Annotated in this window: 24 protein-coding genes; 11 read left to right on the forward strand and 13 right to left on the reverse strand. The window is 45.6% G+C overall.

What is annotated here, in order from left to right:
- Positions 1-131, reverse strand: a 131-nt coding sequence (locus tag AC2204_RS11700; protein WP_318925888.1) for a cold-shock protein, incomplete at its 3' end; no start/stop codon positions are given.
- A 473-nt stretch (positions 132-604) separates the two neighbouring features.
- Between AC2204_RS11700 and AC2204_RS11705 the strand changes: the two genes are divergently transcribed.
- The 5 genes from AC2204_RS11705 (at position 605) to AC2204_RS11725 (ending at position 4825) form a co-directional block, all read left to right on the forward strand.
- Positions 605-1132, forward strand: coding sequence for a sigma-70 family RNA polymerase sigma factor (locus AC2204_RS11705; RefSeq protein WP_318925680.1), 528 nt, complete (start codon positions 605-607; stop codon positions 1130-1132).
- A 77-nt stretch (positions 1133-1209) separates the two neighbouring features.
- A complete protein-coding gene (locus AC2204_RS11710) occupies positions 1210-2193 on the forward strand; it encodes a permease (RefSeq protein ID WP_318925681.1) in 984 nt (327 codons plus the stop codon).
- Between the two features lie 10 nt (positions 2194-2203).
- Positions 2204-2452: a thioredoxin family protein gene (locus AC2204_RS11715; RefSeq protein WP_318925682.1), complete on the forward strand. Its 249-nt coding sequence runs from the start codon at positions 2204-2206 to the stop codon at positions 2450-2452.
- Between the two features lie 253 nt (positions 2453-2705).
- Positions 2706-3191: an acyl-CoA thioesterase gene (locus tag AC2204_RS11720; protein ID WP_318925684.1), complete on the forward strand. Its 486-nt coding sequence runs from the start codon at positions 2706-2708 to the stop codon at positions 3189-3191.
- Positions 3192-3421: 230 nt separating this feature from the next.
- Positions 3422-4825: a methyl-accepting chemotaxis protein gene (locus AC2204_RS11725; protein WP_318925686.1), complete on the forward strand. Its 1404-nt coding sequence runs from the start codon at positions 3422-3424 to the stop codon at positions 4823-4825.
- A 184-nt stretch (positions 4826-5009) separates the two neighbouring features.
- On the opposite strand, the gene AC2204_RS11730 is transcribed toward AC2204_RS11725, so the two are convergent.
- Complete coding sequence (locus AC2204_RS11730; protein WP_318925687.1) at positions 5010-6257, reverse strand: SGNH/GDSL hydrolase family protein; 1248 nt, start codon at positions 6255-6257, stop codon at positions 5010-5012.
- Positions 6258-6572: 315 nt separating this feature from the next.
- Here AC2204_RS11730 and AC2204_RS11735 point away from each other — a divergent pair, with 315 nt between their 5' ends.
- Positions 6573-8372: an RICIN domain-containing protein gene (locus AC2204_RS11735; protein WP_318925688.1), complete on the forward strand. Its 1800-nt coding sequence runs from the start codon at positions 6573-6575 to the stop codon at positions 8370-8372.
- A 164-nt stretch (positions 8373-8536) separates the two neighbouring features.
- Here AC2204_RS11735 and AC2204_RS11740 read toward each other — a convergent pair whose 3' ends face one another.
- The 4 genes from AC2204_RS11740 to AC2204_RS11755 form a co-directional block, all read right to left on the reverse strand.
- Positions 8537-9412 carry a 6-carboxytetrahydropterin synthase gene (locus AC2204_RS11740; RefSeq protein WP_318925690.1) on the reverse strand — a complete coding sequence of 292 codons (876 nt, stop codon included), beginning with the start codon at positions 9410-9412 and terminating at the stop codon, positions 8537-8539.
- 97 nt (positions 9413-9509) lie between these two features.
- Entirely contained in the window at positions 9510-9887 is a 378-nt protein-coding gene (locus AC2204_RS11745; RefSeq protein ID WP_318925691.1) for a SpoIIAA family protein, read from the reverse strand.
- Between the two features lie 138 nt (positions 9888-10025).
- Positions 10026-11459, reverse strand: coding sequence for a sensor histidine kinase (locus tag AC2204_RS11750; RefSeq protein ID WP_318925693.1), 1434 nt, complete (start codon positions 11457-11459; stop codon positions 10026-10028).
- Positions 11437-12114, reverse strand: a complete 678-nt coding sequence (locus AC2204_RS11755; RefSeq protein ID WP_318925695.1) for a response regulator transcription factor — start codon at positions 12112-12114, stop codon at positions 11437-11439. The genes AC2204_RS11750 and AC2204_RS11755 overlap by 23 nt, the downstream gene beginning before the upstream one ends.
- A 168-nt stretch (positions 12115-12282) precedes the next feature.
- On the opposite strand from AC2204_RS11755, the gene AC2204_RS11760 reads away from it, so the two are divergent.
- A complete protein-coding gene (locus tag AC2204_RS11760) occupies positions 12283-12771 on the forward strand; it encodes a GlcG/HbpS family heme-binding protein (protein WP_318925696.1) in 489 nt (162 codons plus the stop codon).
- Between the two features lie 182 nt (positions 12772-12953).
- Here the strand turns inward: AC2204_RS11760 and AC2204_RS11765 are convergent, their stop codons facing one another.
- Positions 12954-14267 (reverse strand): anaerobic C4-dicarboxylate transporter, encoded by a 1314-nt coding sequence (locus AC2204_RS11765; RefSeq protein ID WP_318925698.1) that lies wholly within the window; start codon positions 14265-14267, stop codon positions 12954-12956.
- Positions 14268-14679: 412 nt separating this feature from the next.
- Here AC2204_RS11765 and AC2204_RS11770 point away from each other — a divergent pair, with 412 nt between their 5' ends.
- The 4 genes from AC2204_RS11770 (at position 14680) to AC2204_RS11785 (ending at position 19713) form a co-directional block, all read left to right on the forward strand.
- Complete coding sequence (locus tag AC2204_RS11770) at positions 14680-15627, forward strand: LysR family transcriptional regulator (protein WP_318925699.1); 948 nt, start codon at positions 14680-14682, stop codon at positions 15625-15627.
- Positions 15628-15803: 176 nt separating this feature from the next.
- Positions 15804-16913, forward strand: coding sequence for an NAD/NADP octopine/nopaline dehydrogenase family protein (locus AC2204_RS11775; protein WP_318925700.1), 1110 nt, complete (start codon positions 15804-15806; stop codon positions 16911-16913).
- A 63-nt stretch (positions 16914-16976) separates the two neighbouring features.
- Positions 16977-18383: a YfcC family protein gene (locus AC2204_RS11780; protein ID WP_318925701.1), complete on the forward strand. Its 1407-nt coding sequence runs from the start codon at positions 16977-16979 to the stop codon at positions 18381-18383.
- A gap of 355 nt (positions 18384-18738) precedes the next feature.
- Entirely contained in the window at positions 18739-19713 is a 975-nt protein-coding gene (locus AC2204_RS11785) for a LysR substrate-binding domain-containing protein (RefSeq protein ID WP_318925702.1), read from the forward strand.
- A gap of 205 nt (positions 19714-19918) precedes the next feature.
- Here the strand turns inward: AC2204_RS11785 and AC2204_RS11790 are convergent, their stop codons facing one another.
- The 6 genes from AC2204_RS11790 to AC2204_RS11815 form a co-directional block, all read right to left on the reverse strand.
- A complete protein-coding gene (locus AC2204_RS11790; protein WP_318925703.1) occupies positions 19919-20584 on the reverse strand; it encodes an alpha/beta hydrolase in 666 nt (221 codons plus the stop codon).
- A gap of 71 nt (positions 20585-20655) precedes the next feature.
- A complete protein-coding gene (locus AC2204_RS11795; RefSeq protein WP_318925704.1) occupies positions 20656-21138 on the reverse strand; it encodes a GreA/GreB family elongation factor in 483 nt (160 codons plus the stop codon).
- A gap of 129 nt (positions 21139-21267) precedes the next feature.
- A complete protein-coding gene (locus AC2204_RS11800) occupies positions 21268-22098 on the reverse strand; it encodes an SDR family oxidoreductase (protein WP_318925705.1) in 831 nt (276 codons plus the stop codon).
- Positions 22099-22241: 143 nt separating this feature from the next.
- Positions 22242-22532: a hypothetical protein gene (locus tag AC2204_RS11805; protein WP_318925706.1), complete on the reverse strand. Its 291-nt coding sequence runs from the start codon at positions 22530-22532 to the stop codon at positions 22242-22244.
- A gap of 124 nt (positions 22533-22656) precedes the next feature.
- A complete protein-coding gene (locus AC2204_RS11810) occupies positions 22657-23919 on the reverse strand; it encodes an ABC transporter substrate-binding protein (RefSeq protein WP_318925890.1) in 1263 nt (420 codons plus the stop codon).
- A gap of 30 nt (positions 23920-23949) precedes the next feature.
- On the reverse strand, positions 23950-25395 hold the full coding sequence (locus tag AC2204_RS11815) for an ATP-binding protein (protein WP_318925707.1): 1446 nt from the start codon (positions 25393-25395) through the stop codon (positions 23950-23952).
- Between the last annotated feature and the right edge of the window lie 3 nt (positions 25396-25398).

Here is a 25398-nt window from a genome sequence, read left to right on the forward strand (position 1 = left end):
AGAGTTTTGAAGCCTTCAGAAGCGATTGCACGGAAGTGTACGAATACGTCTGCGCCGCCGTTGTCTTGAGTGATGAAACCGAAACCTTTCTCTTCGTTAAACCACTTAACGATACCAGTTGTCTTAGACATGATGTCTCCAAAAATTTTTCAATAAAATAATTCGCAATAATGCGGTTATAGCCAGAACAAGAATTATTTACGTGAACGAAACTTATGAGTGGAAATCTTCATAACAACATACTCGGTAAAGCGGTGCAGCGAAGGTTTTCTAAAACATAATTTTGCATATTATAAATAGGTCTGAATTACAGCCGACACGGATAATATCATGTGTCAGTGATTTGTGTATGTTTATTTCCAGTTTTTTGAGCAAAAGTGGGCTTTACCAGCAGACTGCTGATTTCCTATACAATTATTCCCCTCTGGTATTCATTAGACCGAGTCAACGCCCTCTGTCTGATATAGCCGTGGCTTAAGAAAACATGACAGTACCTTGAAAAGGTTCTCAGCCATCACATTAATGGACTCTATGTGAAGCACTAACGTTGGCCATTATTTACAGTGAGAGCTTGTTAAAGCATTTATCTATATGGGGTTCACAAATGAAATGCCTGATGCAAGCCTGGCAGCATAATGAAAGCGATATTAAAGCCTGGCTGATATGCCAAACCCACGATGTTGAGCAAGCAGAAGATCTTATGCAAGAGACCTTCCTTAAAGCGATGAAGCATCAGGAAAGATTCTGCTCTTTAGACAATGCTCGATCCTGGTTATTTAAAATGGTCCGCAACACACTGATAGACCATATAAGAACTTACCATCCGGTTGATGAACTCACTGCTGATGTCAACATTAACGAACAAGAAGAAGCCCCAATCACCGGTCTTTTGTCGTGTTTACCTCGGGTGCTCTCAGAGCTAGATGATGAAGACAGGGATGTCATTGAGTGTTGTGATTTAAACGGAATGACTCAGGCTGATTATGCCCAGTTGAAAGACATCTCAACAGCAGGTGCAAAATCTCGTATTCAGCGCGCACGACAAAAACTCAAACAACATCTGACCTGTGCCTGCCAGGTAAAACTCACGGGGCAAAAAGTATATAGCTATGTTCCACGCCGAAAATCATGAAAAACACCTGAAGATAATTGCATCCTTTTCAGCCTTGCTTCGTGTTAGTTACCATAATACATAGCGAGAAAAGCTTCATGTTATCAATATTTACGCAGCTCGCCTCTTGGCTCAGCTACTCAGTTTTGCAGCTTGAACCGGGGTCCAGGCTGGCAGAAGGGGTTCATTTCTTCATTGAAGACACGTCTAAAATTTATGCGCTATTGTTCGGGCTGATCTATTTCATAGCCCTGGCCCGCGCCTCTCTCAACGTCGAGCGTGTTCGCGATTACCTGCAAGGTAAGAACCGTTTTCTGGGTTATATTCTTGGCGCCGTTTTTGGCTCCGTCACCCCTTTTTGTTCGTGCAGTTCCATCCCGCTGTTTATGGGGTTTGTGTCTGCTCGTATCCCATTGGGGGTAACAATGGCCTTCTTACTGACCTCTCCGCTCATCAATGAAGTTGCTATTGTTTTGTTGGGTAGCCTGCTTGGTTTCAAGTTCATGCTTGCTTACATCTCTGTTGGCCTGCTGCTTGGCGTTACCGGGGGGATCCTCATCGACGCCTTGAAAGCCGAACGCTGGCTGCAGCCCTTTCTTGCCAATCAATATTCCGCTGGAGCCGAGACAGTGTATCAAGATGCTACCGAGCACAAAACATTAACGCTGAAAGACCGCCATCAATTTGCGAAACAAGAAACCATGATGATCATTAGCCGAATATGGCAATGGGTAATTATTGGCGTTGGTATTGGTGCCTTTATACATGGCTTTATCCCGCAAGTTTGGATCAGCGAAAATTTGGGTGCGGGTCAATGGTGGTCTGTACCTGTGGCATCGCTGATCGCTATTCCTATGTACACCAATGCCACTGCGATTATTCCCATCATGGAAACGTTATTAACCAAAGGCGTGCCGCTCGGCACCACCCTGGCATTCTGCATGAGTGCTGTTGCAGCCAGCCTGCCGGAATTCATGATGCTGAAACAGGTGATGACTTACCGCCTTCTCTTTGTCATTTTCAGTTATCTCTTTTTTGCTTTCACGGTAGTGGGATGGCTGTTCAACTACGTTGTATTTTAAGGAGTCAACGATGAAACACATACTGGTCTATGGTTCAGGTTGTAAAAATTGTGCAATAACAGCGGATACTTTCACTCAGGCCGCAGCAGATCTGGGGGTGGAAATCGAACTTGAAAAAGTAACAAATCTGGAATTGATCATGAAGGCTGGCGTCATGAGTACACCTGCAGTCGCGATTGATGGTCAGTTATGTCATTCCGGTTCCGTACCTGGCTATAACAAGGTGATGCGCTTACTTGAGTCAGACACACAAAAATAAGAAAGATCTAGGTACCCTTGATGTGCGAAAGAAGAAACACATAAAAAGTACTGCTTCCAATAGCGATTGTGACAGCAAGTCGCCACGCAAGGTTCAGTTACATGAACTCATTTGATTACGGAACTAAATACAATAACAAGTTCATCAACAATGTTTAGCCCTGTGCAACTTCGCATGGGGCTAAGCTGTTGGCTAGAGAGCGGTTTTGCCGTTAAAATGATTTCTCTTTTTTAACCTCTCAAGGGATTGCTATATGGACGGTAGACAGCGCGACATCACACTCAGATTTTTAGCCGAGCCCGGTGATGTCAACTTTGGCGGCAAGGTTCATGGTGGCGCAGTAATGAAATGGATCGATTTGGCCGCCTATGCCTGCTCGGCAGGTTGGAGTGCAAAATATTGCATTACCGCCTACGCCGGAGGGATCCGTTTTGTCGCACCAATCCATGTGGGGAATCTGGTTGAAGTCAGTGCCAAGGTCATTTATACCGGCAGATCTTCAATGCACATTGCTATTGATGTGCAGGCAAGCGATCCGAAACAACTGGAAAGACGCTTAACCACACATTGCATTGTCATTATGGTTGCCGTTGATGAAGACGGGAAACCCACGCCAATTCCTGAATGGATTCCGCAAACAGCCGAAGATAAGAAATTGCGAGATTCCGCGATTAAGTTGATGAATATGCGTCAAGAAATTGGTGAAGAGATGGAGGCACACGTAGAGTATCTGAAATGATGCCATCGTTCCAAGGGCTGTCACTCTGACAGCTTTTTCTTAGCCTTATTTTGACCAGACCCACTTAAATTAGTGCAATCCCCCCCATTTAATACCGTAACTACAAACTTATTTTTCACTCCAACGTGACGCTGATCACCAACTTCAACGTATTTAATTTCAATTTACATTCATAATACGAACAACTTAATAGGCCGCGTTACTTATTACCAACAGTCAGGATACTAATAATGAAAGAAGTTGCATTCCGTTGGATCGATAAATATCTTGTCGATGTGAAAATACAGGAAAACTTTTTAATTCTCTTTTTTGCCCCGCTTTTTGCCATCATCGTTGTGAGCATGACATTAATGGATGCCTCACAGAACCAGCAAAACCGATTGCTGCAACAAGAGATGGAAACCGTTGCTACTCTGATTGCACAATCGGATCTTAACCAAGGTGACGTCAGCCGTATTCTGACAAACAGTAATATTCAGGTTGGTACCAACGGTGTTGCAACCACTCAGGTTACAAACGCTGGCTACAGCCTGACAACCAAAGAGCAACCGAACCTGCTTTCTGAGATGACGATTACCCATACCGCTATTATTGCTGCCGCCTGCCTGTTTATTATTCTTTGCTTACACTACATTATGACGTTTATGGGCGGCGCTCTGTTTAACATTTACGAAGCCGTTAAGCGTCTCGCCGATGGCGATCTGGCAGCACGTATCAACTATGCCCCTGCCCGTAATGAATTTAATCTGATCGCACAAACTGTAGATCGCGTTTCCGAACGTGAGCATCAGTTTGTCAAAGCGACTCAGGAAGCAATTGCGTTAATTCAGCAAATCAGCTCTGAGCTTCGCCAGCGCAGCAGTGAAAACGAAGGCTTAACCAATCAGCAGCAAGAACGCATTGACTCTCTGGCCAGTGCCACAGAGCAGATGGCCAGCTCTGTTCGTGAAGTTGCCAGCCATGCACAGGACACGTCAACCCAGACCAGCGAAGCCACACAAGTCACGGCGCAGGGCTTAGCACAAGTCACCCAAACCCTTACAGCCATTAATCAACTGGGCACTGAGATCAATTCAGCCGCGGAAGCCGTGGCCGAACTCGATAGCAACGCAGCTCAAATTGATGACGTGGTCACCACGATTAACGCTATTTCAGAACAAACCAACCTACTGGCACTCAATGCAGCAATCGAAGCGGCACGCGCTGGTGAACAGGGCCGTGGTTTTGCGGTTGTGGCCGATGAAGTTCGCACTCTGGCTGGCCGTACACAAAATGCCACCGTTGAAATCCAAAAAATGATTGAAGCGCTGCAAAACAACAGTCAGAGTCTGATGAAAGTGATGCACCAGACGGTGAATAATGCTGAATCCAGTGAACATATGATGAGCTCCGTCAGTCAGGATATTGGTCTTATTTCAGAAAAGAACCAGTATATTGCTGATCGCAGTATCGAAATCGCCGCAGCGGCAGAAGAACAAGGTGCGGTAGCTGATAATATTGCTTCAGACGTTGAGCAGGTACGCATGCAGTCACGTAAAGTTGCTGATATGGTGACTCAGTCTTCCAGTGAAATCCAGCGCCTCAACCAGCAAGCCGATGAACTGGAAAGCTTGATGAAAGATCTGATCGTCTAACTCTCTGCCCCGCACACCTCTTCTTGATAAAGCACTTATTGGGGCAGTATCTTGTCCCAATAAGTCTCTCTATGTTCACATTCCAGCTTCCTGCATAAATAGACATGTTAGAAAAGCACAGAGAAAAAAGGCCAAGCATGGGTGCTTAGCCTATGTTATGTCACCTTCGTAGACTCAGATTTACTTAAAACACAAATTTGTTGAAGGCGGATTCAAGAATACGATCTGCAATGTATTTGTGAGTTGCGGTAGTCGGATGAGTCACACCCCAAAATACGTGCGAATCAGAGCCATAGTACGCACATTCGTTTGTTAGGCGGTGGCTATATAGATAATCCAGGGCTGAGCTACGGTTGATGTCTAAGCAAGGCTCTGAAGCATTTTGAAAGCCGTGTTGCTGAGGATTGCTTGTCATTTGTTTGAACAATGAATACGCATCATACAGTTCCACGTTGATGCCTTTGTTTTGATAGTACTCGGCTTGTTCGCGGATGTATTGATTAAACTCTTCAATCTTCTGTCTGACCACTAACACTTCCTCTTGTGTAGAGTACTTAAACTGAGGCGCTTTGGTTGCATCAGGCAGAGTCAGCAATAAGATGTTTTTCGCCCCCGCATCAGTCAGGCGGATCATCGCGGCGCTGTAGTCGGCTTTTACCTCCGGCACTTCACGCTCATAATTCATGAAGTCGTTCAATCCGAATTCAAGCGTAAACAAGGTATTTTCTGGGTGATAGTTTTTGGCCATCTTCATATAGGTCAGATAAGAGGTTACCTGATCGTATACACCTGTCAGTGCGACATACTGGTTTGTCCCCGCAGCGCCACCCACTGCCCAGTTGTAAAGCGGGATGTTCTTATTTTTAGCCAAGTATTCCGTCCAGACGAAACCGTTAGAAAAGTGCCCTAAGAACCAAGAGTTACTGTTCGGAAAAATCCATTGAGAACCGTTAAACATGTTACCGGTATCCGACAGGCTGTCACCAAACACGACCATTTTATTGATCGCAGCTGGTTGAAATGCATTGTCGTTCGTCCAGATTGAATGGTTGTATGAGAAACGCTTATCAGACGCAAAGTAAGTTATATCTGCAGTTTCATGCGTTACATCCAACGTTTCATCACATCGCTTTTTGATCTTTTCCTGAGGCTCACTGGTATAAAACATGTTTTTGAAGGATACGGAAGAATACCAATAGCCCGGAATACTGTAATAACTGCCATCTTCATTCAATGCCCATTCCCATTCCGTCGCCGAATCATCGTGGGTGGCGGCTGGGCGGTACCAGCACCTGACATAAGTGTATGTTTCTGCAGACTGAACACTGCTGACTTGTGCTGCAGTAATTGCCTCTGGCGTTATTGGTGCGCTATCTGATGCTTGAGAAGCCAATGGAAATAGCAGAGAGAGCAGTAAAATGGATTTTTTCATTATTATCTACTTATTGTTAGTTATTGTGTATTTACTCTAAATTAGAACACTCCAACATTTTCCATTCACCTTTTTTATCCAATTTACTGAACAATTCTCACAATAAATGTACTGAATTTTAGGCTTAACGATGCTGCTAGCGCGCAAAATTGAATTCTCAGGAGACATAAAAGCGTTGATAGCATGACAATGTGCGCATTTTCACTCGCAAATGCATAGCTATCTGGGCATTTTATTGAGGGATCACTTAACATGCTCGCTCAGATATCGACCCTTTGGTTGATCTGCGGCCAGCTTCTAACAAGGGGATAGAGCATGAGAAAAATAGTAAATTCTGTTATTGGCATGAGCTTGGTGATGGCATCAAGCTCAATCTGTTATGCATCAAATGTTGACCAAACAGATCCCATCTCAGACTTGATTCAGACAACGACACCTTACTTCCAGGAAGAATGTCATTTATACGGCTCTGAAGGAATCATTTCACCCAGTTGTAATTATTATATCTTCAATTTCAGTGGTATAAGTTCCGAGGAGCGGAGATCTTTTACATCGAGTCTTTTGGGCCTAGGGGTGGATAGTGAGTATGTATTGGTTACCAAACCAAACGAGCTCAAGAAAAGAGAGATCTACCTTCTTGATACACTTGATCTTGAATATATTGCTTCAAATCTTGTAACTGATTTGAGTAAGTTAAACCGAACCCGCCGATCCGTCTCTCAAGACAACGGCAGTGTGATGGAGTTCATCATACATAGACGCTTCAATGTCGAAAGGCAGGGCAAGGGCAATGTAACGTTAAAATATAAAGTCAGGTATTACAGCAAATCACCTTTCTATGCCCGATCCGGTGATAAAGACAAATTCGTGGAAATTGTGCTCGCCGAGGGCTCAGGTGTTGATATGGGGATGTCAGACAGCTGGTCCGATATTTATCGCCGTTGGTATCATAATAGTCACACAAGCTACGTATACAATGAGTACCTTGATGAAATAGATGTCGGCATTAAGGTAAATGATAACGCTAAATTGTCATCCGGACAGATCTATCTAAATGATCTGTATCCGAGAATGCAAGATCAGGTTGAATCGAAAATAGAAAAGGAAACGAGTACCAGTATAAAAGTAGGACTGGGTTTTTCACCTAAGATTCCGATCAAGGACATTGAGTACAAGTTTACCGACAAATACAGCATTACTAATAAAAAAGAATTTGGCCTGGTCGCTAAAACAAACAAGGACGGCTACAACATCAAATACGTGAACAATAAATATGGTTCATCGGTAGATCCAGAGCATGGTTTCTGCAATTTGGGAACCGCTGATGGCTGGTGCTGGGATTATGATGAGCGCCGGGGCAATCCTTGGAATTTTGATAAATTGAGAGCAAATAATCCGCTGGCGGTTAGTGGTCTGCGGCCGGATTTTGTGGCAAAAATTGCAGCAAAAGAAGGAACGACCGGCTCATCAGAAATAGTGGTTAAGACAACGGTAAATAGCCTTGCCTTGTTTGGTCATAATAACTGGGTAATTGGTCGTCGCTATGCATCAGGTAGCCAACTATGGACAGACAACACAAGTGCTGATCCGGATTGGAAAACATACCGGGATTTTGAGAAGCTGGTTTATTCAGATCAGTTTGCGGTGACGGTTGATTGGAATAGTCCATGGTTTTTAGGTGCCGACGCTGTAACAATCAAATCCACGTTATTGAGTCAAGAATCGCCTCAATGCCTGACCGTCGTAGATGGTTCTGCGTTACAGTTTAAAAACTGTGTCGAGGGAGCCAAGTCACAATCGTTCATCTATGATCAGGAAAAAAGATATAGAAGTGTGGCTAATATTAACCAGTGCTTAGAAACATCCGAAGGCAAGTTAACATTAAGTACTAACTGCTCTGATGATTTTGCCAGAAATACTCAAATTTGGTACTGGCAAGAGCCGAACGGTTTTGCCAATGATGTTCTTTACACAGTGAATAGTGACAGGACTATCAATGCTATTGACGCATCGACTGAGATCCCTGGCATTGTTACGCTAGATGATACGGATGAAATGCCAGAAAACGTACTATATACCAGCCGCTTTACGGATTTTAGTACCATAAGACCATAAGCTCTGATCTCTGTGAAATCTACACTATCACAGTGAAAAACGTCTCTATTGAAAGAATTAACCTCCTCGGTCAAACAAAAAATGCTTCTCGTGGCACTGTTATCTAGTGAATAACAGAGATCGAGAAGCATTTATATCTGCAAGGATCTATGGTGCGAAGTTAATCAGACCGACGCCATAGCACCTTTACCTACACCTTCATACGCGACAACTTCCAGTGACTCGTCATGTAATGACTTATTTACCTCTTTTGCGATGTAATGAGCCAGAAGCTCAACCGTGGTGTCGGTATCAATGACTTCCGTTTCTGATTTGGCAATAGCCAATTCAAACTCGCCTTGCTCAGTGGTATAGCGGAAACCGAAATGGTTATCGTCTGATAAACCTGCTGCGTAGTCGCTCAGGTTCAACTCAGAGACAGCCACCTGATCTTCTGCGGTTGCCAAATAAATGTCTTGCCAACGCTGTGCCCACTGCTGTTCCAGCGCATCGCTTCGTTCGCCGTTAACAAAGAGTTCAACCGGAGAACGGTGACCGTGAGCAATTCGCTGACAGTTACCATCATGCTTTTTCAGGCCATGCGTATAGTGATAAAACGCACCATCAATTTTCTCATGGCGCAGGGTGAGCTCCAGCCCTTGCACATTGGCAGGTAGCTTACCGATTAAGACCTGGTGAAGATGTCTGGTAACCGATCCAATCGTCACTTTCTTGTCATCGATCAGGCAATAAGCCTGTTCCGGGCAATGTAAGTGAATACTTTTATCACCACGCAACAAGTCTACGGTCGCATAGCCATCCTTGCTCTGACTCATTTTCACATTCACATTTTTCGTCGGCACAATTAGGCGATGATCAACATACTGATCCACCAGTTGTTTGATTTGCTTCTTGACTCGGCTAAAATCGAGCACCATGCTCATTTCATTCAGCTCACCCGACATCACCACATCGAGAATCCAACTTTCACCCACCATGCCGCGCTCCTCGCACAGGTATGAGGCATCGATAACGGTAAGATCTCTGACAAATAGCTTCAAACTGAAGTCCTTTCTGATAATGGTTGTCGTTTAACTAAGCCGGGCATTATACCCACCTGAAGTGCGTAGTAAACCGGAGCCAGAAATATCACCCCCGTTACTCCCTCAACCAGGCTAATCCTTTCATCGGCTCTTCAAAATACTTTACCTCACCGGAAATAAACCAACTGCCGGCATGAGACATCATATCCAGCCACCTTTTATTGCCGTAGACAGCAATTTTGCTGAACTTCTTACCATGCTTAAGAGTCAGCTTTAATTCATCCCAGGCAGCCTGCAGTTCCCAGCCTTCAAATTCAGCGCCATCAAAAAATATATTCACCGTCGGCTCGCTGATCCCTTCAAGTACCTGATCCATTTCTGGTGTGATCTTTTCGTAATCAGCATGCGTTAGCTTCCCTTTCGCTTTAAGCTCCATAAGGAAATTATCATCGTCGCGTTCAACCACCATAGTTAAACCGTGTGAATCCGCCATATAGCCTCCTAAGCAATGCACTAGGCACATCAGATACTCATCATGTTCATACCAGTATCAAACAACACTTTAAAGTACAGTGTAGTAGCTGATGTCCTCCTCAGGGGGGAGGCAGCATATTCCGTACGACCCTGGCTCTTAATCCGTCGTCTCTTCAGCTCTTAGCGCTGCAGGCAGCGTTATTTGAAAACAAGTTCCCTTACCGACTTCAGAGTCTAGCTTAATGTGGCCGTTTAATGTTTTCAGCATCACTTTCACCAATGCTAAACCAAGCCCATATCCTGACTTGCTTCGGCTTTGGTCAACTCGATACAAGCGCCTGAAGATGAGTTCATGGTGTTCCTTGGCAATACCAATACCCGTGTCAGAGACTTTGATAACGACCTGACCACCTTTATCGTTGCCGCATTCCAACAAGATCTGATCGCCGGCATGGCTATATTTAAAACTGTTGTCAATCAGGTTAACCAGGATCTGAGTTAAGCGATTGGGCTCGGTGATAAGATGGCATGAATGCAACCCGGTCATTGATACTGGAATACAGGTTTCTTCTGATAGCTCTTCGTACCAAGATCCAATATTTTCAATAAAGGCTTTTAGCTCAATAGGCTGGGGCTGTAACTGATGTTTCCCGATAATCTCGTCGTTTATTTTCATCAGGGTATTGAGCATTTTACTGGCATGCTGTGCTGACTCGGCGCAGTCTGAAAGCGCCGCCTGCATCTGCTGTTTCAGCTCATCACCCTGAGCCTGACTGAGCAATGATTTTTCGGTAGATAATACAATTCTGGATAAAGGGGTTCTTAAATCATGTGCAATGGCATCTAACGTATTTCCCATGCTGGAAATAGTCGCCTTTAACCGTCCGAGTACTTGATTTACGCTTTGGTTGAGGACGCCTAGCTCCCCTTTCGTACTTTCAAGGTCATGGTCGATAAAGTTAGACATTGCATCTAGTGACCAGGTACTGGCCTGATCGATACCTTTCGCTAAGCTATGTAAAGGTGCTAACGTCGATCTAATCAATCGCCAGACAATTAATGAAATTACACTGCATAATGCAGCCAGGGCAATCGCTATCCATACCCATTGCTGATACAACAAATTCAGCCTTGGCTTCAGATTTAGCACCAGCCAGAAATGCTGCTGCTGACCAGGCAGGCTCACCGCATAATAAGCAGGTTCTGTTAATAATTCATACCAGTCGCGCTGTGACAATTGATACTGCGATAGATTAACGCCAGTCAGTGATAGCATTGCTCCACTGACCAATTTGTAGCTTCCATCATCCGTATTACTCACAACACTGATCGCATTTTCAATCAAACGGTACGGGTTATTGACCACAACATGCTGCATTTTATCATCAGATTCAAACTTCAAAATGCGCTGATATTCCGCCCCGAGCGAACGCATCAGTTTTTTTTCTTCTTTATCGAGCTGATAAGCCAGTATCATACCGATGCCAAGCAAGATTATGGCAAAACATAAACTTATCGTCGCCAGAAAACGTCTAAACAACCTGCGTTGCGCATACCTTGTCGACTGTTCAGCGTTCATTTTTAAGGACATAGCCGACCCCGCGAATCGTATGAATTAACGGATGATCGAACTCCCTATCAATCTGGGCACGCAAACGGCAAACCAGGACATCCACGACATTGGTCTGCGGATCAAATTGATAACCCCATATTGTTTCCAGAATCACTGTTTTGGAAAAGACTCTCTCAGGCTGTTGCATAAACAGTTGCATTAGCATGAATTCCCTCTGTTTTAGGGGAATTTCCTTTCCACTACGAAATAGTTTTCGGCTCAGTAGATCAAGAGTTAACTCTCTGTATTTCAACTGATTAGAATTATGACAACTAACCTGACGCCGTAACAAAATCTGACACCGAGCGGCAAGTTCAGCAAATGCGAATGGCTTAACCAAATAATCGTCCGCCCCTGATTGCAGTCCCTGCACTTTTTCTTCCACAGAATGACGAGCACTTAAGATAATAATCGGTACCTGGTGTCCCTCGCCGCGGATATTCCGCAGCACTTCCATACCATCCCAAGTCGGTAGCATTAAATCGAGTACTATCAGATCAAACGATTCCATTGTTGCTAACTGATAGCCCTGCTTGCCGTCAGCGCAACAGGTTACTTGATATTGCAGCTCTTCAAAACCTTGCTTCAAAAAACCACTGATATGGAGATCATCCTCGATCACTAAGATATGCATAAGGTTCTCTCCCACACCTCGATGTAATACCAATCTAATTATTCTATCATTTTGCCAACATTTGATTTGATTACAAAGTTGTAATGTTGAAGCAAGATTCTGGCAATTATGAGCCATTATATTAGTGGCTAACGCAAACACATAATCCTCATGATTAAGGAACTATCTATGAACATAAAATCAAAGCTATTTCTCGCAGCCGTTGTGCTCTCAAGCTCTTCTCCGCTTTTTGCTGCAGAGAAAACCGTCAACCTCACACAGTTATCTTCGGCCAGCGCCTTTGAACTCGCCCAAAACGCTGTCTCTCAATGTGCCAAAGACGGTTACAATGTCACGGCAACCGTGGTTGATCTTTCCGGACGTGTTCAGGCTCAGCTGCGCCATAATAATGCAGGACCACATACTTTAGACAGTTCACGCAAAAAAGCCTTCACAGCAGTTAGCATGAAACAACCCACGGCAAATTTAATGAAAACAATTGCTGATAAACCAATCTTAGTGCCTCTAAAAGATATGGATGACAACTTACTCTTCTTGGCTGGCGGGATCCCGTTAAAATCGAAAGATCAGGTGGTTGGCGCAATTGGTGTGGGTGGAGCACCGGGTGGTCATTTAGATGTGGCTTGCGCAGAAGCGGCGATTAAGGCTGTCATGTAATACAGCCAGTTCCCCCCGGCAGCACTTGTTTAGCCATTACATTAAGCTAGCCCGGCTTTTGCCGGGCCAGTACATCAGATAAACGTAAGATAAGTTCCTGTAAATTAAAAGCACTGAGATCGCTCAGTGCTTTTATATACTGGGTGCATTGACGGCTTACAAAGCCGCTAAAAAACCATTCTTTACAATACAATCCCGGCAAAAATGAAACCGAAGATGATACTGAATACCATGCTTAATAAGCCTGGGATCATAAAGCTGTGGTTGAAGATATATTTACCAATATTGGTGGTTCCCGTGCGGTCAAAGTCGATAGATGCGATGATCGGGCCGTAGTTAGGTATAAAGAAATAACCGTTAACCGCAACGAAAGTCGCAATAATGACTTCAGGTGGTAAACCCAGTGCAATCGCCACCGGTACCAGCACTGCTGTTGTAGCCCCTTGGCTGTTCACCATCACAGACAGACCAAACAATGCAAATGCAAAGGTCCATGGCGCGACTTCTACCAAACCGGCGACCGCTTCTTTCACCATTGCGCCATGCCCGCCAATGAACGTATCGCCCAACCATGCGATACCGAAAATCGCCACGATTGCGCGCATACCGGCATGAAACACAGAGCCTTGCGTAATCGCGTAACCATCAGGTTTGCAGATCAGAATGATCAGTGCCGCAATAGACAGCATCACAATTTCAATGGTGTGTGCCATACCCATCGCCTGGCCATCAAAGCTCGGACGCAATGACGGGAAAGCCCCCATAACAACAACCGAAATCGCACCAAACAGGAACAGAGATACAGCTTTCTTTGCTTCAGGCTTGATCTCAATTTCCGCTACCTTCACCTCTTGTTCCATTTCCTGACGGAAAGCAGGATCTTCCAGACGGCGAAGGTATTCAGGGTCTTCATTCAGCTCTTTACCCAGCTTGTTAACAATCACACATGCAGCCGTCAAGCCGAGGAAAGTGGCCGGAATAGTAACCATCAGCACATCGGCGAGGGTAATACCCTGAGGCTCAAGAAATGCGACTAGCGCCACAACTGCGGCAGCAATCGGGCTGGCCACAATCGCAAACTGAGAGGCGATAACGGCCATGCCCATCGGGCGCTCAGGGCGAATACCGCTACGACGGCTCACCTCAGCAATAACCGGCAATACAGAATAAGCAACGTGACCGGTACCTGCCATCATGGTAAACACATATGTCACAATCGGCGCAATAAAAGTAATTTGACGAGGATTTTTACGCAAAATATTTGACGCAATTTTGATCAGAAAATCAAGACCTCCGGCAGCCTGCATGGAAGCGGCAGCGGCAACGACAGCCATGATCATTAACATGACATCAATCGGCGGACTGGTTGGTTGCAGACCAAACACAAAACTCAATACCGCCAGACCAACACCACCCATCACACCCAGACCGATCCCCCCGATACGGGCACCAATCAAAATACAGATAAGTACAATAAGAAATTCAATTACAAACACATCAATCTCCTTGATGACAACGTTTAAAACAGCATGAAAACTCAAGTTGCACATGGTATTAGTTTTATATCAATAACAATCAAACATTCATCACACAAACTGCTAATAGCATTGTTAATAGAGAGGTTATTTCTGGTTTGTTGATTTTGATGTTAACAATTAAACCGTAAATTGTATGTTATTGTTTAAAAAGATGTTTAATGGATTGATGGCGGTACAACTTATCGCTGACACGATGCTGTTTATTGAACATAGCGGACATGAACAGCTTAGAAATAGCAACATTAACCAACGCCCTTATTCGTGGTAATCCCGCAACACAGCGTCACGAGAAAGCCCAGATAATGATTGGAATTGGTATAACCATCCAGTTCTGTTAGCGTTAGCTATCCAATATCAAGAACGGACTCATATGAAGCTCTCACAACTCAATGCCTTTAAAGCCGTCATTGAATGCCAAACCGTTACAGCGGCAGCCGAACGATTAAATTTAAGCCAGCCAGCCGTGAGTCGTTTATTATCAGGTCTGGAACAGAGGCTGGGGTTCGATCTGTTTCTTCGCAAAGCAAATCGCCTGGTATTAAGTGATGAAGGGCAAGCTTTTTACCTCGAAGTGGCCAAAGTGTTCGACGCCGTCACCGGATTGGATCATGCCGCAGATTCCATTCGCTCACATCGTTTTGGCAGCCTGAACATTGCGGTAATGCCCTTACTGTCAAATGCCTTTCTTCCCCGGATCCTGGCCACGTTTTTAAAAGACTCATCCCGGATGAAGGTAGGCTTTAAGACCTACCGCTCAGAAGATGTTATACGCCGGGTTCAGAGCCAGACCATCGATATCGGCTTTGCTTTTGTCGATGAATATCTTGCCGGCGTCAAAGCACAGAAAGTGGAATGTGAATGCGTCTGCTTGTTACCGGCACAGTCACCGCTGGCCAAAAGAAGCGTGATTGATATCTATGATATTGCCGGCCAGTTATTGATTCGGCATGAGAAAGACGTCACCCAGCGGCGCATTGATACCTTACTTCGGCGCTATGGACTGACCACCATTGAACACATTGAAGTCTCATTTGCCAGTACAGCTGCCGCATTGGTTCGGGAAGGGGTGGGCATTGCGATCACCGATCCGTTTACCGCCCATATGGCCAGCGAGCATAAAGATGTTGTCATGCGCCCGCTGGTATTCTCATTACCATTTGACTTCGACATATTGTATCCCGCCCTTAAGCCTGTTCACCGCCATGCCGAACAGTTCATCGAGCTGTTTCTGTTGCTCGCCGATGAGATGGATATTCAGCTGAAAATTGGTCCGATGCGTGATCTCGTTGAAGACGATATGGGCGCAAGTCACAGATAACCGGTAAGTAACCCTCGATAAAAAATAAAATAAAGACTATTAATAACAATAAATTAAAATGAAGCCTGTCGCCAACTATAACTTTTTTGCATTCTACCTTAGCCGTTCTGCATTGGGCAAAACCGCCCTCTATTCCTTAGTCTGGTTTCACCAGGAAACATAACAAAGGAAGAGCGATGAACGCTAAAGTATCCATCATAGGCTCCGGCAATGCGGGGTTAACCGCGGCGTACCATTTTTCGCTTCATGGCGCACAGGTATGCCTGTTTGGTGCCAAAAGCTTTGACCAGCCACTTAGCGATATCGAGCAACGCGGCGGCATTGCGGCTTTAGCCGAATTTAACGATGTGCCCCTGACCTATTCAGGCTTTCAGGCCATTGACAAAATAAGCCGGGATCTGGCGGAGACGGTTGCCTATTCTGATCTGCTGATTTTACCCGTCCCCTCGTTTGCCCAAGAGCCTTTATTTATCGAGATGCTGCCCCACCTGCGCGACGGGCAAGTCATCATGCTGATGCCGGGTAACTACGGCTCACTGGTACTCAATCGCATTAAAGCCGAACAAGGTTATGCTGAACTCGATATTACATTTGTCGATGCCATTTCGATTCCATGGGCAACCCGTATTGTCGGCCCGGCAGAAATTGCCATATTAGGCATGAAAGAGTTCCTGCCGGTTTCAGCCTTGCCGGCCAGTCAAACCCGCGAGGCCATTGCCCGACTCCAGGCTGTGATGCCTTTACCGCTTCGCGGCTTGGCAAACGTGATCAGTGCCGGTATGGAGAATATTAATTTTGGTGGCCATCCACTACTAACTACCCTCAACATGGGATTGCTTGAAAACTTTGACGGCCAGTTTAATTACTACAAAGACTGCTGCTCGGTTTCAACCGCCAAAGCAGCAGCGGTGATGGAGCATGAACGCCAGTCAGTCGGTAAAGCGCTGGGGCTGGAACTGCTCCCTGAGCTTGAGGCCATGAATGCGCTCTATGCAATGCAATGCGAGACCGTTTATGACGTTAACCGCACCTCAGAAACTCACGGTAAGTTAAACAGTGCCCCGAATTCCGCCAGTAACCGCTACATCACAGAAGATGCCGCGTATCTGCTGGTACCTTGCTATGAGTTGGGCAAACTCGCCGGGGTCGAAACACCATTAGTCACATCCTGCCTGCACATCGATAACGCTTACAACGATACTGATTACTTCAAGGAAGGCCGAACACTGGAAAAAATGGGACTTGCTGGTATGTCCGTTAAAGCAATCATGGACTTCGTAGCATAAAAAAGAAGGTGGAATACCACCCAAATTGTGGGGCGATTTGCCCCACTCAATGAGGATATCCTAATGACGAAAATTAAATTTCCCTCTGCCTACACAATTTTAATGATATTGACCGTTTTAATGGCAGCAATAACGTGGGTGATACCCGCGGGTCAATACCAAATGGAGAAAAACGAAACCCTGGGGCGCATGGTGCCTCAGGTGGGATCGTATCAAACCGTTGAAGCTAACCCACAAGGGATAGTCGAAGTGTTAATGGCGCCCATTCAAGGTTTCTACGATCCATCAAGCTACGCAGCTCGCGCCGTTGATGTCGCTTTATTTGTCCTGGTCATTGGTGGCTTTCTTGCAGTCGTCACTCGCACAGGTGCCATTGATGCTGGTATTGCTGGCACGATGAAACGTTTAGGCGGGCGCGAAAAATGGATGATCCCAATCCTGATGGGATTATTTGCAATGGGCGGCACAGTCTATGGCATGGCAGAAGAAACCATTCCTTTCTATGCCCTGCTAATTCCGGTAATGATTGCGGCCGGATATGACAGTATTGTAGGTGTCGCTATCATCATGGTGGGTGCGGGTATTGGCTGCTTAGGTTCGACCATTAATCCGTTTGCAACGGTTATTGCGTCTAATGCAGCTGAAATCAACTTTATGGAAGGTATCATCTTACGCGCAATTATTCTCGCGTTAGGTTGGATTGTCTGTGTTGTTTATGTCATGCGTTATGCCGATAAGGTGAAGCACGACCCGTCAGCATCGATTGTCGCGCATCAGAAAGATGACAATGAACGTCATTTCCTTCACAGCAAAGAACAGCAAGCGCCAGAGCTAACCGGCACCCGAAAAGCGGTATTAGCAATTTTCGGCCTGACCTTTGCGGTGATGATGTGGGGCGTTTCGGTGGCTGGCTGGTGGATGGCAGAACTATCAGCACTGTTCATCGGATCCAGTATCATTGTTGGTTTTGTCGGCCGGTTATCTGAGGTCGAAATCACCGATAGCTTTGTTGACGGCGCGCGAGATTTATTAGGCGTGGCATTAATCATCGCCATCGCCCGCGGCCTAGTGGTTGTAATGGATAACGGCAATATTACCCACACTATTCTCAACTATGCAGAAGGCCTATTAGGCGGGCTACATGAAATCGCCTTCATCAATGCCATCTATTGGATTGAAGCCGTGCTTTGTTTAGTGGTCCCTTCATCTTCTGGTCTGGCCGTACTTTCTATGCCAGTGCTTGCGCCATTAGCTGACTTTGCCGGTGTCGGTCGTGAGTTAGTTGTCACCGCATTCCAGTCAGCCTCTGGCTTGCCAAACCTTGTGACCCCAACGTCGGGTGTTGTCATGGGGGGGTTAGCCATTGGCCGCGTAGCCTATTCATCATGGCTCAAGTTTATCGGCCCTTTAATTGGCATTCTTAGTGTCATGGTAATGGCTCTGCTAAGTTTAGGGGTTGTATTAGGCTAAATTAGCCTTGTCTCCAGGAGGGCTCCGGCCCTCTTTTTTCTCCAATCTGTTTTCATTGCATTATCTCCCCCGTCACTTCTGAACCTCGCCCCCATCCTCGACGCTCTCCTTACAAATAAAACCACATCAGTTGGCGGTGGCTTCGCCCTGTAGTGATCCTTCAAGTGATAATAATCTTATTTCGATAGTGTTAAGTGATTGAAATTCAAGCGATTGGGAAAAATCAATTTTGGACCAAATCCAACCTGAAGCTTGTAATATGTTAGGATTAGTAGCATATTGATAACTAAGATTTAATGTTATTATTAATATAATTGATCGCAGATAATTAAAATATTCATGCAGGAGCGATACTTTGAAATTACAGCAACTACGATATTTAAAGTCAGTTAAGGATAATAATCTTAATATCTCTGCCGCCTCTAAAATGCTTTTCACTACTCAGCCTGGCATCAGCAAGCAAATCGCCTTGCTAGAAAATGAATTAGGGGTGCGTATCTTTGAACGTCGTGGTAAGAATTTGCATGGTATCACTCCTGTAGGCAAAAAAATATTTACAGAGCTTGATAAAATGCTCGCTTTAGAAGAGAAAATCAAAGCCATTTCCCGCGAGTATTTAGACCCGAGCATAGGTTCTTTGAATATTTACACAACACATACTATCGCACGCTATTTACTGCCTAAAACTGTCTCCTATTTTATCAATAAATATCCGAAAATATCTTTCCATTTGCACCCTACTCTGCCGCCACAAACCAAAGGAAAGATTAGTAAAGGATATTCCGATTTCTCTATTGTGGCGCACGATGTGAGTAATGATAATGACTTAATCATTCTCCCGGCCTATCTCTGGACGCTCTCTCTAGTGGTTCCCAAAGGACACCCTTTAGACAATGGCGAAAAGCCGACGTTAGAGCAGCTTTGCCAGTATCCTATACTCAGCTATGAAATGGGGGCTACAGGGCGGGCAACACAGGAAGAAGCCTTCTCGGCACAGGATCTGAACCCGAATTATTTTATGACGGTAATGGATGCCGATGTGATCAAGCGTTATGTCGAATTAGGTTTTGGTATTGGCATCATTTCCTCGCTGGCTGCGCAAGATGTAGAACATACGGACTTAACCTGTATTAGTCTGGATCATGTTTTTGAGCCGAGTAAAGCATGGATTTGTTTTAGCAAAGATATACTGTTGCAGAATTACATGTATGATTTTATTTCTTCTTTCTCCCCTCACTTAACCAAGCAAGTTATGGAAAAGGTACTGAGTCAAACGACTCGTTCGAAGGTTGAAGATATGTGTACCGATTTTAAACTGCCGGTCTATTAATAAGTTTGAAATAAAACGTCAGAGAAAGAAGCCATTGCGCATTAAAGGTGCAGTGGCTTTTTTCTTACTGGTTATCATTTAAATTATATTGTTGACCTAATAAAGTTTGAATATAAATACGTACTTAGCTTAAATTCACTATTAGGTCATTTCCTTGATGATGAACCGAATATCCCCATGCAACTTCTGATTTCACTTCCGGCTATCATTTAATATCAAGTATGTACTTTAGCCAGGCTGAGATATCCTGGATTTGCTCCAGACAGACGTTGTGTTCCATCGGGTAAGTACGCCAGTTAGGCTTAAACCCTTTATTCTCTAACGCTTTTAGAGCCTCCTGCCCCATTGTTGACAGAACGACAGGATCAAAACGGCCATGCATGATTTCAATCGGTAATGCGCGGTTACATTCCGCAAATTCAATGCTGTCTGCGGTCGGGAAATAGGTCGAAAGTGCCAGTAGTCCGGCTAATTTTTTCGGAAAGCTTAAGGCAGTCTGGTAAGCAACAGCGCCCCCCTGTGAAAAACCGACGATAACAATACGCTCACTGGAAATACCGCGCTCAATCTCTCGTTCAATCAGTGCCGCGACCTGACTGGCAGAATGTAGCAGCTGATCTGTATTAAGTTTTCGGCCAGCCCCCATTTCCAGAATGTCGTACCATGCCGGCATTACGATCCCCCCATTGATGGTCACCGGGGTCGATGGCGAATGAGGAAAGATAAACCGTACCGGCGCATTCTGGGGAAGCTTTAAATCAGGAAGAATGGCTTCGAAATCATGGCCATTGGATCCTAGGCCATGTAACCAGATAATCGTCGCGGTGGCTTCAACATTGGGTTCTACTTCAACACAAGAGAGGTAAGTCATGATCTGCTTTTCTAATAATCTGAGATATCCCCCACCATACACCGAAACAAAGCGAAATGGGTATAGCCCGACTAATAGATGGCCGCAATCTCGTAGCTTTTAATTTGACCGCCAACGTTTATGTCGATTTCATCATCAACAAAACGTCCTAACAGGGCCTGTCCAAGCGGTGCCGAGGGGGTAATAATGATGATTTCTTTGTCGCAGAATGTCAGCTTTAGCCCGCCGGCTGCCGGACCTAAAAACAGATATTTTTCAGAACCGGAACCGTCAATAAGGTAAACCAGGCTGCCTAGCCCAACCGCTTCTTGATCGGAGCAATTCGCCAGTTCCAGCTTTTCAAAGGCGGCTAAATCTGCCTCGCATTCGGCAACACGCTGAGCCTGTCCCTGGGCCAGGTATGCGGCTTCCAGAGCCAATGTATCATATTTATTCTCAGCGACATTCTCATCATCGGTCGCGGTATTATAGGCCCTCATGGCGGCATCCACCGCTCCCTGGTGGATAGCCTCAAGTGCTGCTAATATTTGCTTGAGCAACAAGGATTTATTCATATTTACAGATCTTCAACAAAACGGAGGGACATCATGGCGACATCCTACCCCAAAATAACGGGTTGCAGACAGCCAATTTCCCCGATAACGGCAAATATCCCCAAGCGACCTTAGTATTCGGCTTGGATATCATGCATCGAGAAATAAATCCCGCATCAAATCTTGCGCATGGGGATCAAATTTAAATTGCTCAAAATCAGAGACGCCCCGCTCTCTAAGCAAGGATTCATCAATCAGTGTCTGGCCACTCAGTTGTAAATTTTCAGTGTTGATAATCTCCAACGCGGCTTGTGCCATAATGCGTGGCGTTCTCGAACGCTTCAGTAGCTCTTTATCAAGGGCAAACTCAATCGCAGCTGTGGCAATGGTAGTTTGCGGCCACAATGTGGATGCCGAAATACCGTCGCCCCTGAGCTCTTCGGCCAACCCCAAAGTTAACAGAGTCATACCATATTTTGTCAACGTATAAGGGATATAAGGCTTTAACCAATGAGAGGAGAGATTAATTGGAGGTGACAAGGTAATAATATGGCCGTTCTGGCTCTTTTTAAGATAAGGAATTGCCGCCTTTGAGCAGACCAATGTCCCGCGAACATTGATCGAATGTAACAGATCAAAGCGCTTTACCTCCATATCTTGCAACCGGCTCAACGAAATAGCACTGGCATTATTGACCAATACATCAATACCACCAAACGTTTCGGCAGCATGTTGCATTGCAACCTGTACGGCATCTTCATCACGAATATCCAACTTTATCGCCAATGCCTTACCGCCGGCAGCTTCAACTTCTTGAGCAACACTGTGGATAGTACCCGGAAGCTTAGGGTGCGGCTGATCTGACTTTGCCGCAATAACGACATTCGCCCCATGCTCTGCACAAATCAGCGCAATTTCTCGACCAATACCGCGGCTTGAGCCGGTAATAAAAACCGTTTTTCCTGTTAGGAGTGCCATCATTATTCTGCGTCCATTCCATGACAAACCTAAAGTATAGACGCTTTTTTATCCCTGGGACTCTTACTTTTTTCAGCTTCTTACTTGCCCAAAACCGGACATTCTAGGTCACACAATGAGCCCTTTTTTAATGATTCCTAAATCAATCAGCAGTACTTATCCGGGTTGTTCATTCCGAGAGAATCACCGAACACATTAACGGGATAATCATCTTCGTCAGATGCACCTTCTTGTTTCAACTTTGGTTCAAGTGTTAGCGCCTTGAGATAATCCAGCAGTGCATCTACTTGACCACTCCTGACAATATGTTCTGGCGTCTCCATTGCCATCGCGGGGATTTGTTCGTGTTTATACCAATATTCGGCATATGCTCTGCTGCACAAGCCTTCGGTGACAATGTATGACAGGACTCTTTCTCGATTTTCTGCGCTATTCATACATATCCCTTTTTGGGGTGGCTGATAAGGTAATATTAGGTGCTGTTGGGTGTATCAGCCCCCTTTCGCTGAATGATTAAAGACAAATATTCTCGAGCCACAGGGGAATTCCATTCAGCCCATCTTACATCGCCGCTTTCACCGCACGAGACAGCCTCTGCACAGTCTTCTCAGGATCCGCTGATTCTCGGTTAAAAAAGTTACTGACAACATCGAAGATTGCTCGCTGAGCATAGCTGGTTGTCGACAGGCCCTGTGACATACTCGGCACCAGATCACCGCTTTTTGCCGTGGCTTTAAACGCCGCCATCGAGTCCAGTGCACACTGGTCGAATTTTTTCATGTTCATATCTAAGCGAACCGGAATCGACCCTTTATTAAGATTGAAGATCTCCTGAAATTCCTTGGTCATAATGGTTTTTGCGAGATCTTTCTGAGCTTGCTTATCTTCTTTTGCCCCACTTAGCTTGAAGAAGGCAAAGCTATCAATATTGAAGGTGAACTGATCTGCCGTTCCCGGCGCCGGGGCACAGATATAATCTATACCCGGTACTTTGCCTGCGTCAGCAAATTCACCTTTTGCCCAGTCGCCCATGATCTGCATTGCCGCTTCGCCATTAATGACCATAGCGGTCGCCGTGTTCCATTGGCGTCCACGGGCATTCGTATCGATATAATCATGCATTTTTTTGAACTGCGTGAAGGCTTCAACCATCTTCTTGCCCGATAGCACATCCATATCCAGATCGACAAAGGCCCTGTTGTAATCTTCAGAGCCGAGCACCGCTAATGCGACCGCTTCGAAAAGCGTCACGTCCTGCCATGGCTGTCCGCCATGAGCCAAAGGAATAAAACCCGCGGCTTTTATTTTATCGGCGGCAATAAAGAACTCACCAAGGGTTGTCGGCACTTGGGCGCCGGATTTTCTGAACACGTCCGGATTTGCCCACAACCAGTTAACACGGTGAACATTTACGGGTACCGCAACATACTCACCATTATACTTCATCACGTTCGCAACAACTTCCGGTACGACCTCACCCCATTCCTCGGCGGTAGCAACATCATTCAAATTGGTCAGAAACCCTAACCGACCCCACTCCTGAATATCATGCCCTTTGATCTGAGCTGCTGATGGCGGATTACCTGATACCGCACGTGTTTTTAACACCCTCATCGCACTTTCACCGCCACCACCAGCAACCGCAAAATCTTTCCAGCTGTTGCCTTGTTGCTCCATCATGCTTTTCAGCACCGCAACTGATCTGGCTTCGCCACCGGATGTCCACCAGTGCAGTACTTCCACTTCCCCTGCATGGGCGGTGGTTGCCGTTGCGGCGAAAGTCAGTGCGAATGTTATTGCACGCAGCGTTCGGGTTATTTTCATCATCTCGTTCTTCTGTATTTCAGCGCCGCGTCAGACATTTTCAACCAGGCGCGGAATAAAGACTTTAACTTCTAAGCCACCATGTTTTGAATTATGGATCGTAAGATCGCCGCCATGGGCATGAAGAATATTACGGGCGATCCCCATCCCTAAACCATGACCTTCATCATCCGTTGCTACACGGAAATAGGGTTCAAATACCGCTTCCATTGATTCTTCCGGGATCCCTCTCCCCTGATCCTTAATGATTAATACTAGTGCATCATGCTCATCTGCCACGATAAGCTCGACCTTCTCACCGTATTTCACGCCATTATCAATCAGGTTGGTCAGACAGCGCTTGAGTGCTAAAGGTTTACCCATTAACGGTGCAATCGGCGTGTCAGGAATAGTCACCTTCTTCTGGCCGTTATTATGGCTCTCGGCGATACTGTGCAGCATTTCAGAGAGATCAACCTGCACTAAATTCTCATGCAGATCGGTATCGCGAACCGTTTGCAGCGCCCCTTTGACCATCATCTCCAACTCATCCAGATCCCGGTTGAATTTCTCGATTTTCGCTTCATCGTCTATCAGCTCTGCGCGTAACCTGAGGCGAGTAATGGGGGTTTTCAAATCATGGGAAATAGCCGAGAACAAGTGCTCTCTGTCATCTATATAGCGGCGTAATCGCATCTGCATTCGGTTAAAAGCCTGCGTTGCCGTCACTAACTCGCTGGCCCCCTCTTCTTTCAACGGAGGCTGGTAGATATCCAGGCTTAGCGCATTTGCGGCATTGGCTAATCGCTTGAGAGGCTTGGTCTGGCGGCGAACCATAAAGTAAGTAAAGACCAGCAGCAAAGCGGTAATAAACGCGAGAAAAATCACCTGTTGCCTGGTAATAATCTCGTCATCCAGCATGACATATGGCGCGGGAAGCAGGGCGGCAATATACAACCATTCGTTGGTTGCCAGTTCCAGCTGAACAACCAGAATCGGTGGGTTCAGCGGCTCCAAACTCAGCGTATGATCCGCCCAGGAAGGCGGTAAATCACTGAGCAGAATGTCATTCTTTAACACGTGCAGGGTTTCAGGGCGAGAGAATTCGACCTTGATGACATTAAGCCGGGGTAACTTTTCATTCAGTACGTTTTGAATGGCATCCACCGCCGTATTTTTCAGTTTCGATGCCGGAATAGGGTCAATCAGGATCTCTTCTTCATTGAAAGAAACAAAAAAACGGGTTCCCCCCATATTACGCAGCTGATCGAGAACAATATGCCGGTATTGCAAGGGTAACGACTGGAAAAAATTCACCGTGGAAGCGAACATGGTCGCCATACTGGCAGAAGTCGATTCGAGCCCTTCCAGATCCCGCTGCTTCGATTGGCCGTACCAAATTAAGGTCGCGATCATCTGTGCCAGAAACACCGCAAGTAGCGTCAGCCACAAGGTGCGCGCCACCAGCGATTTAGGCCATAATTTTTTCAAGTTCATTCA

Source organism: Photobacterium sp. (assembly GCF_057456235.1).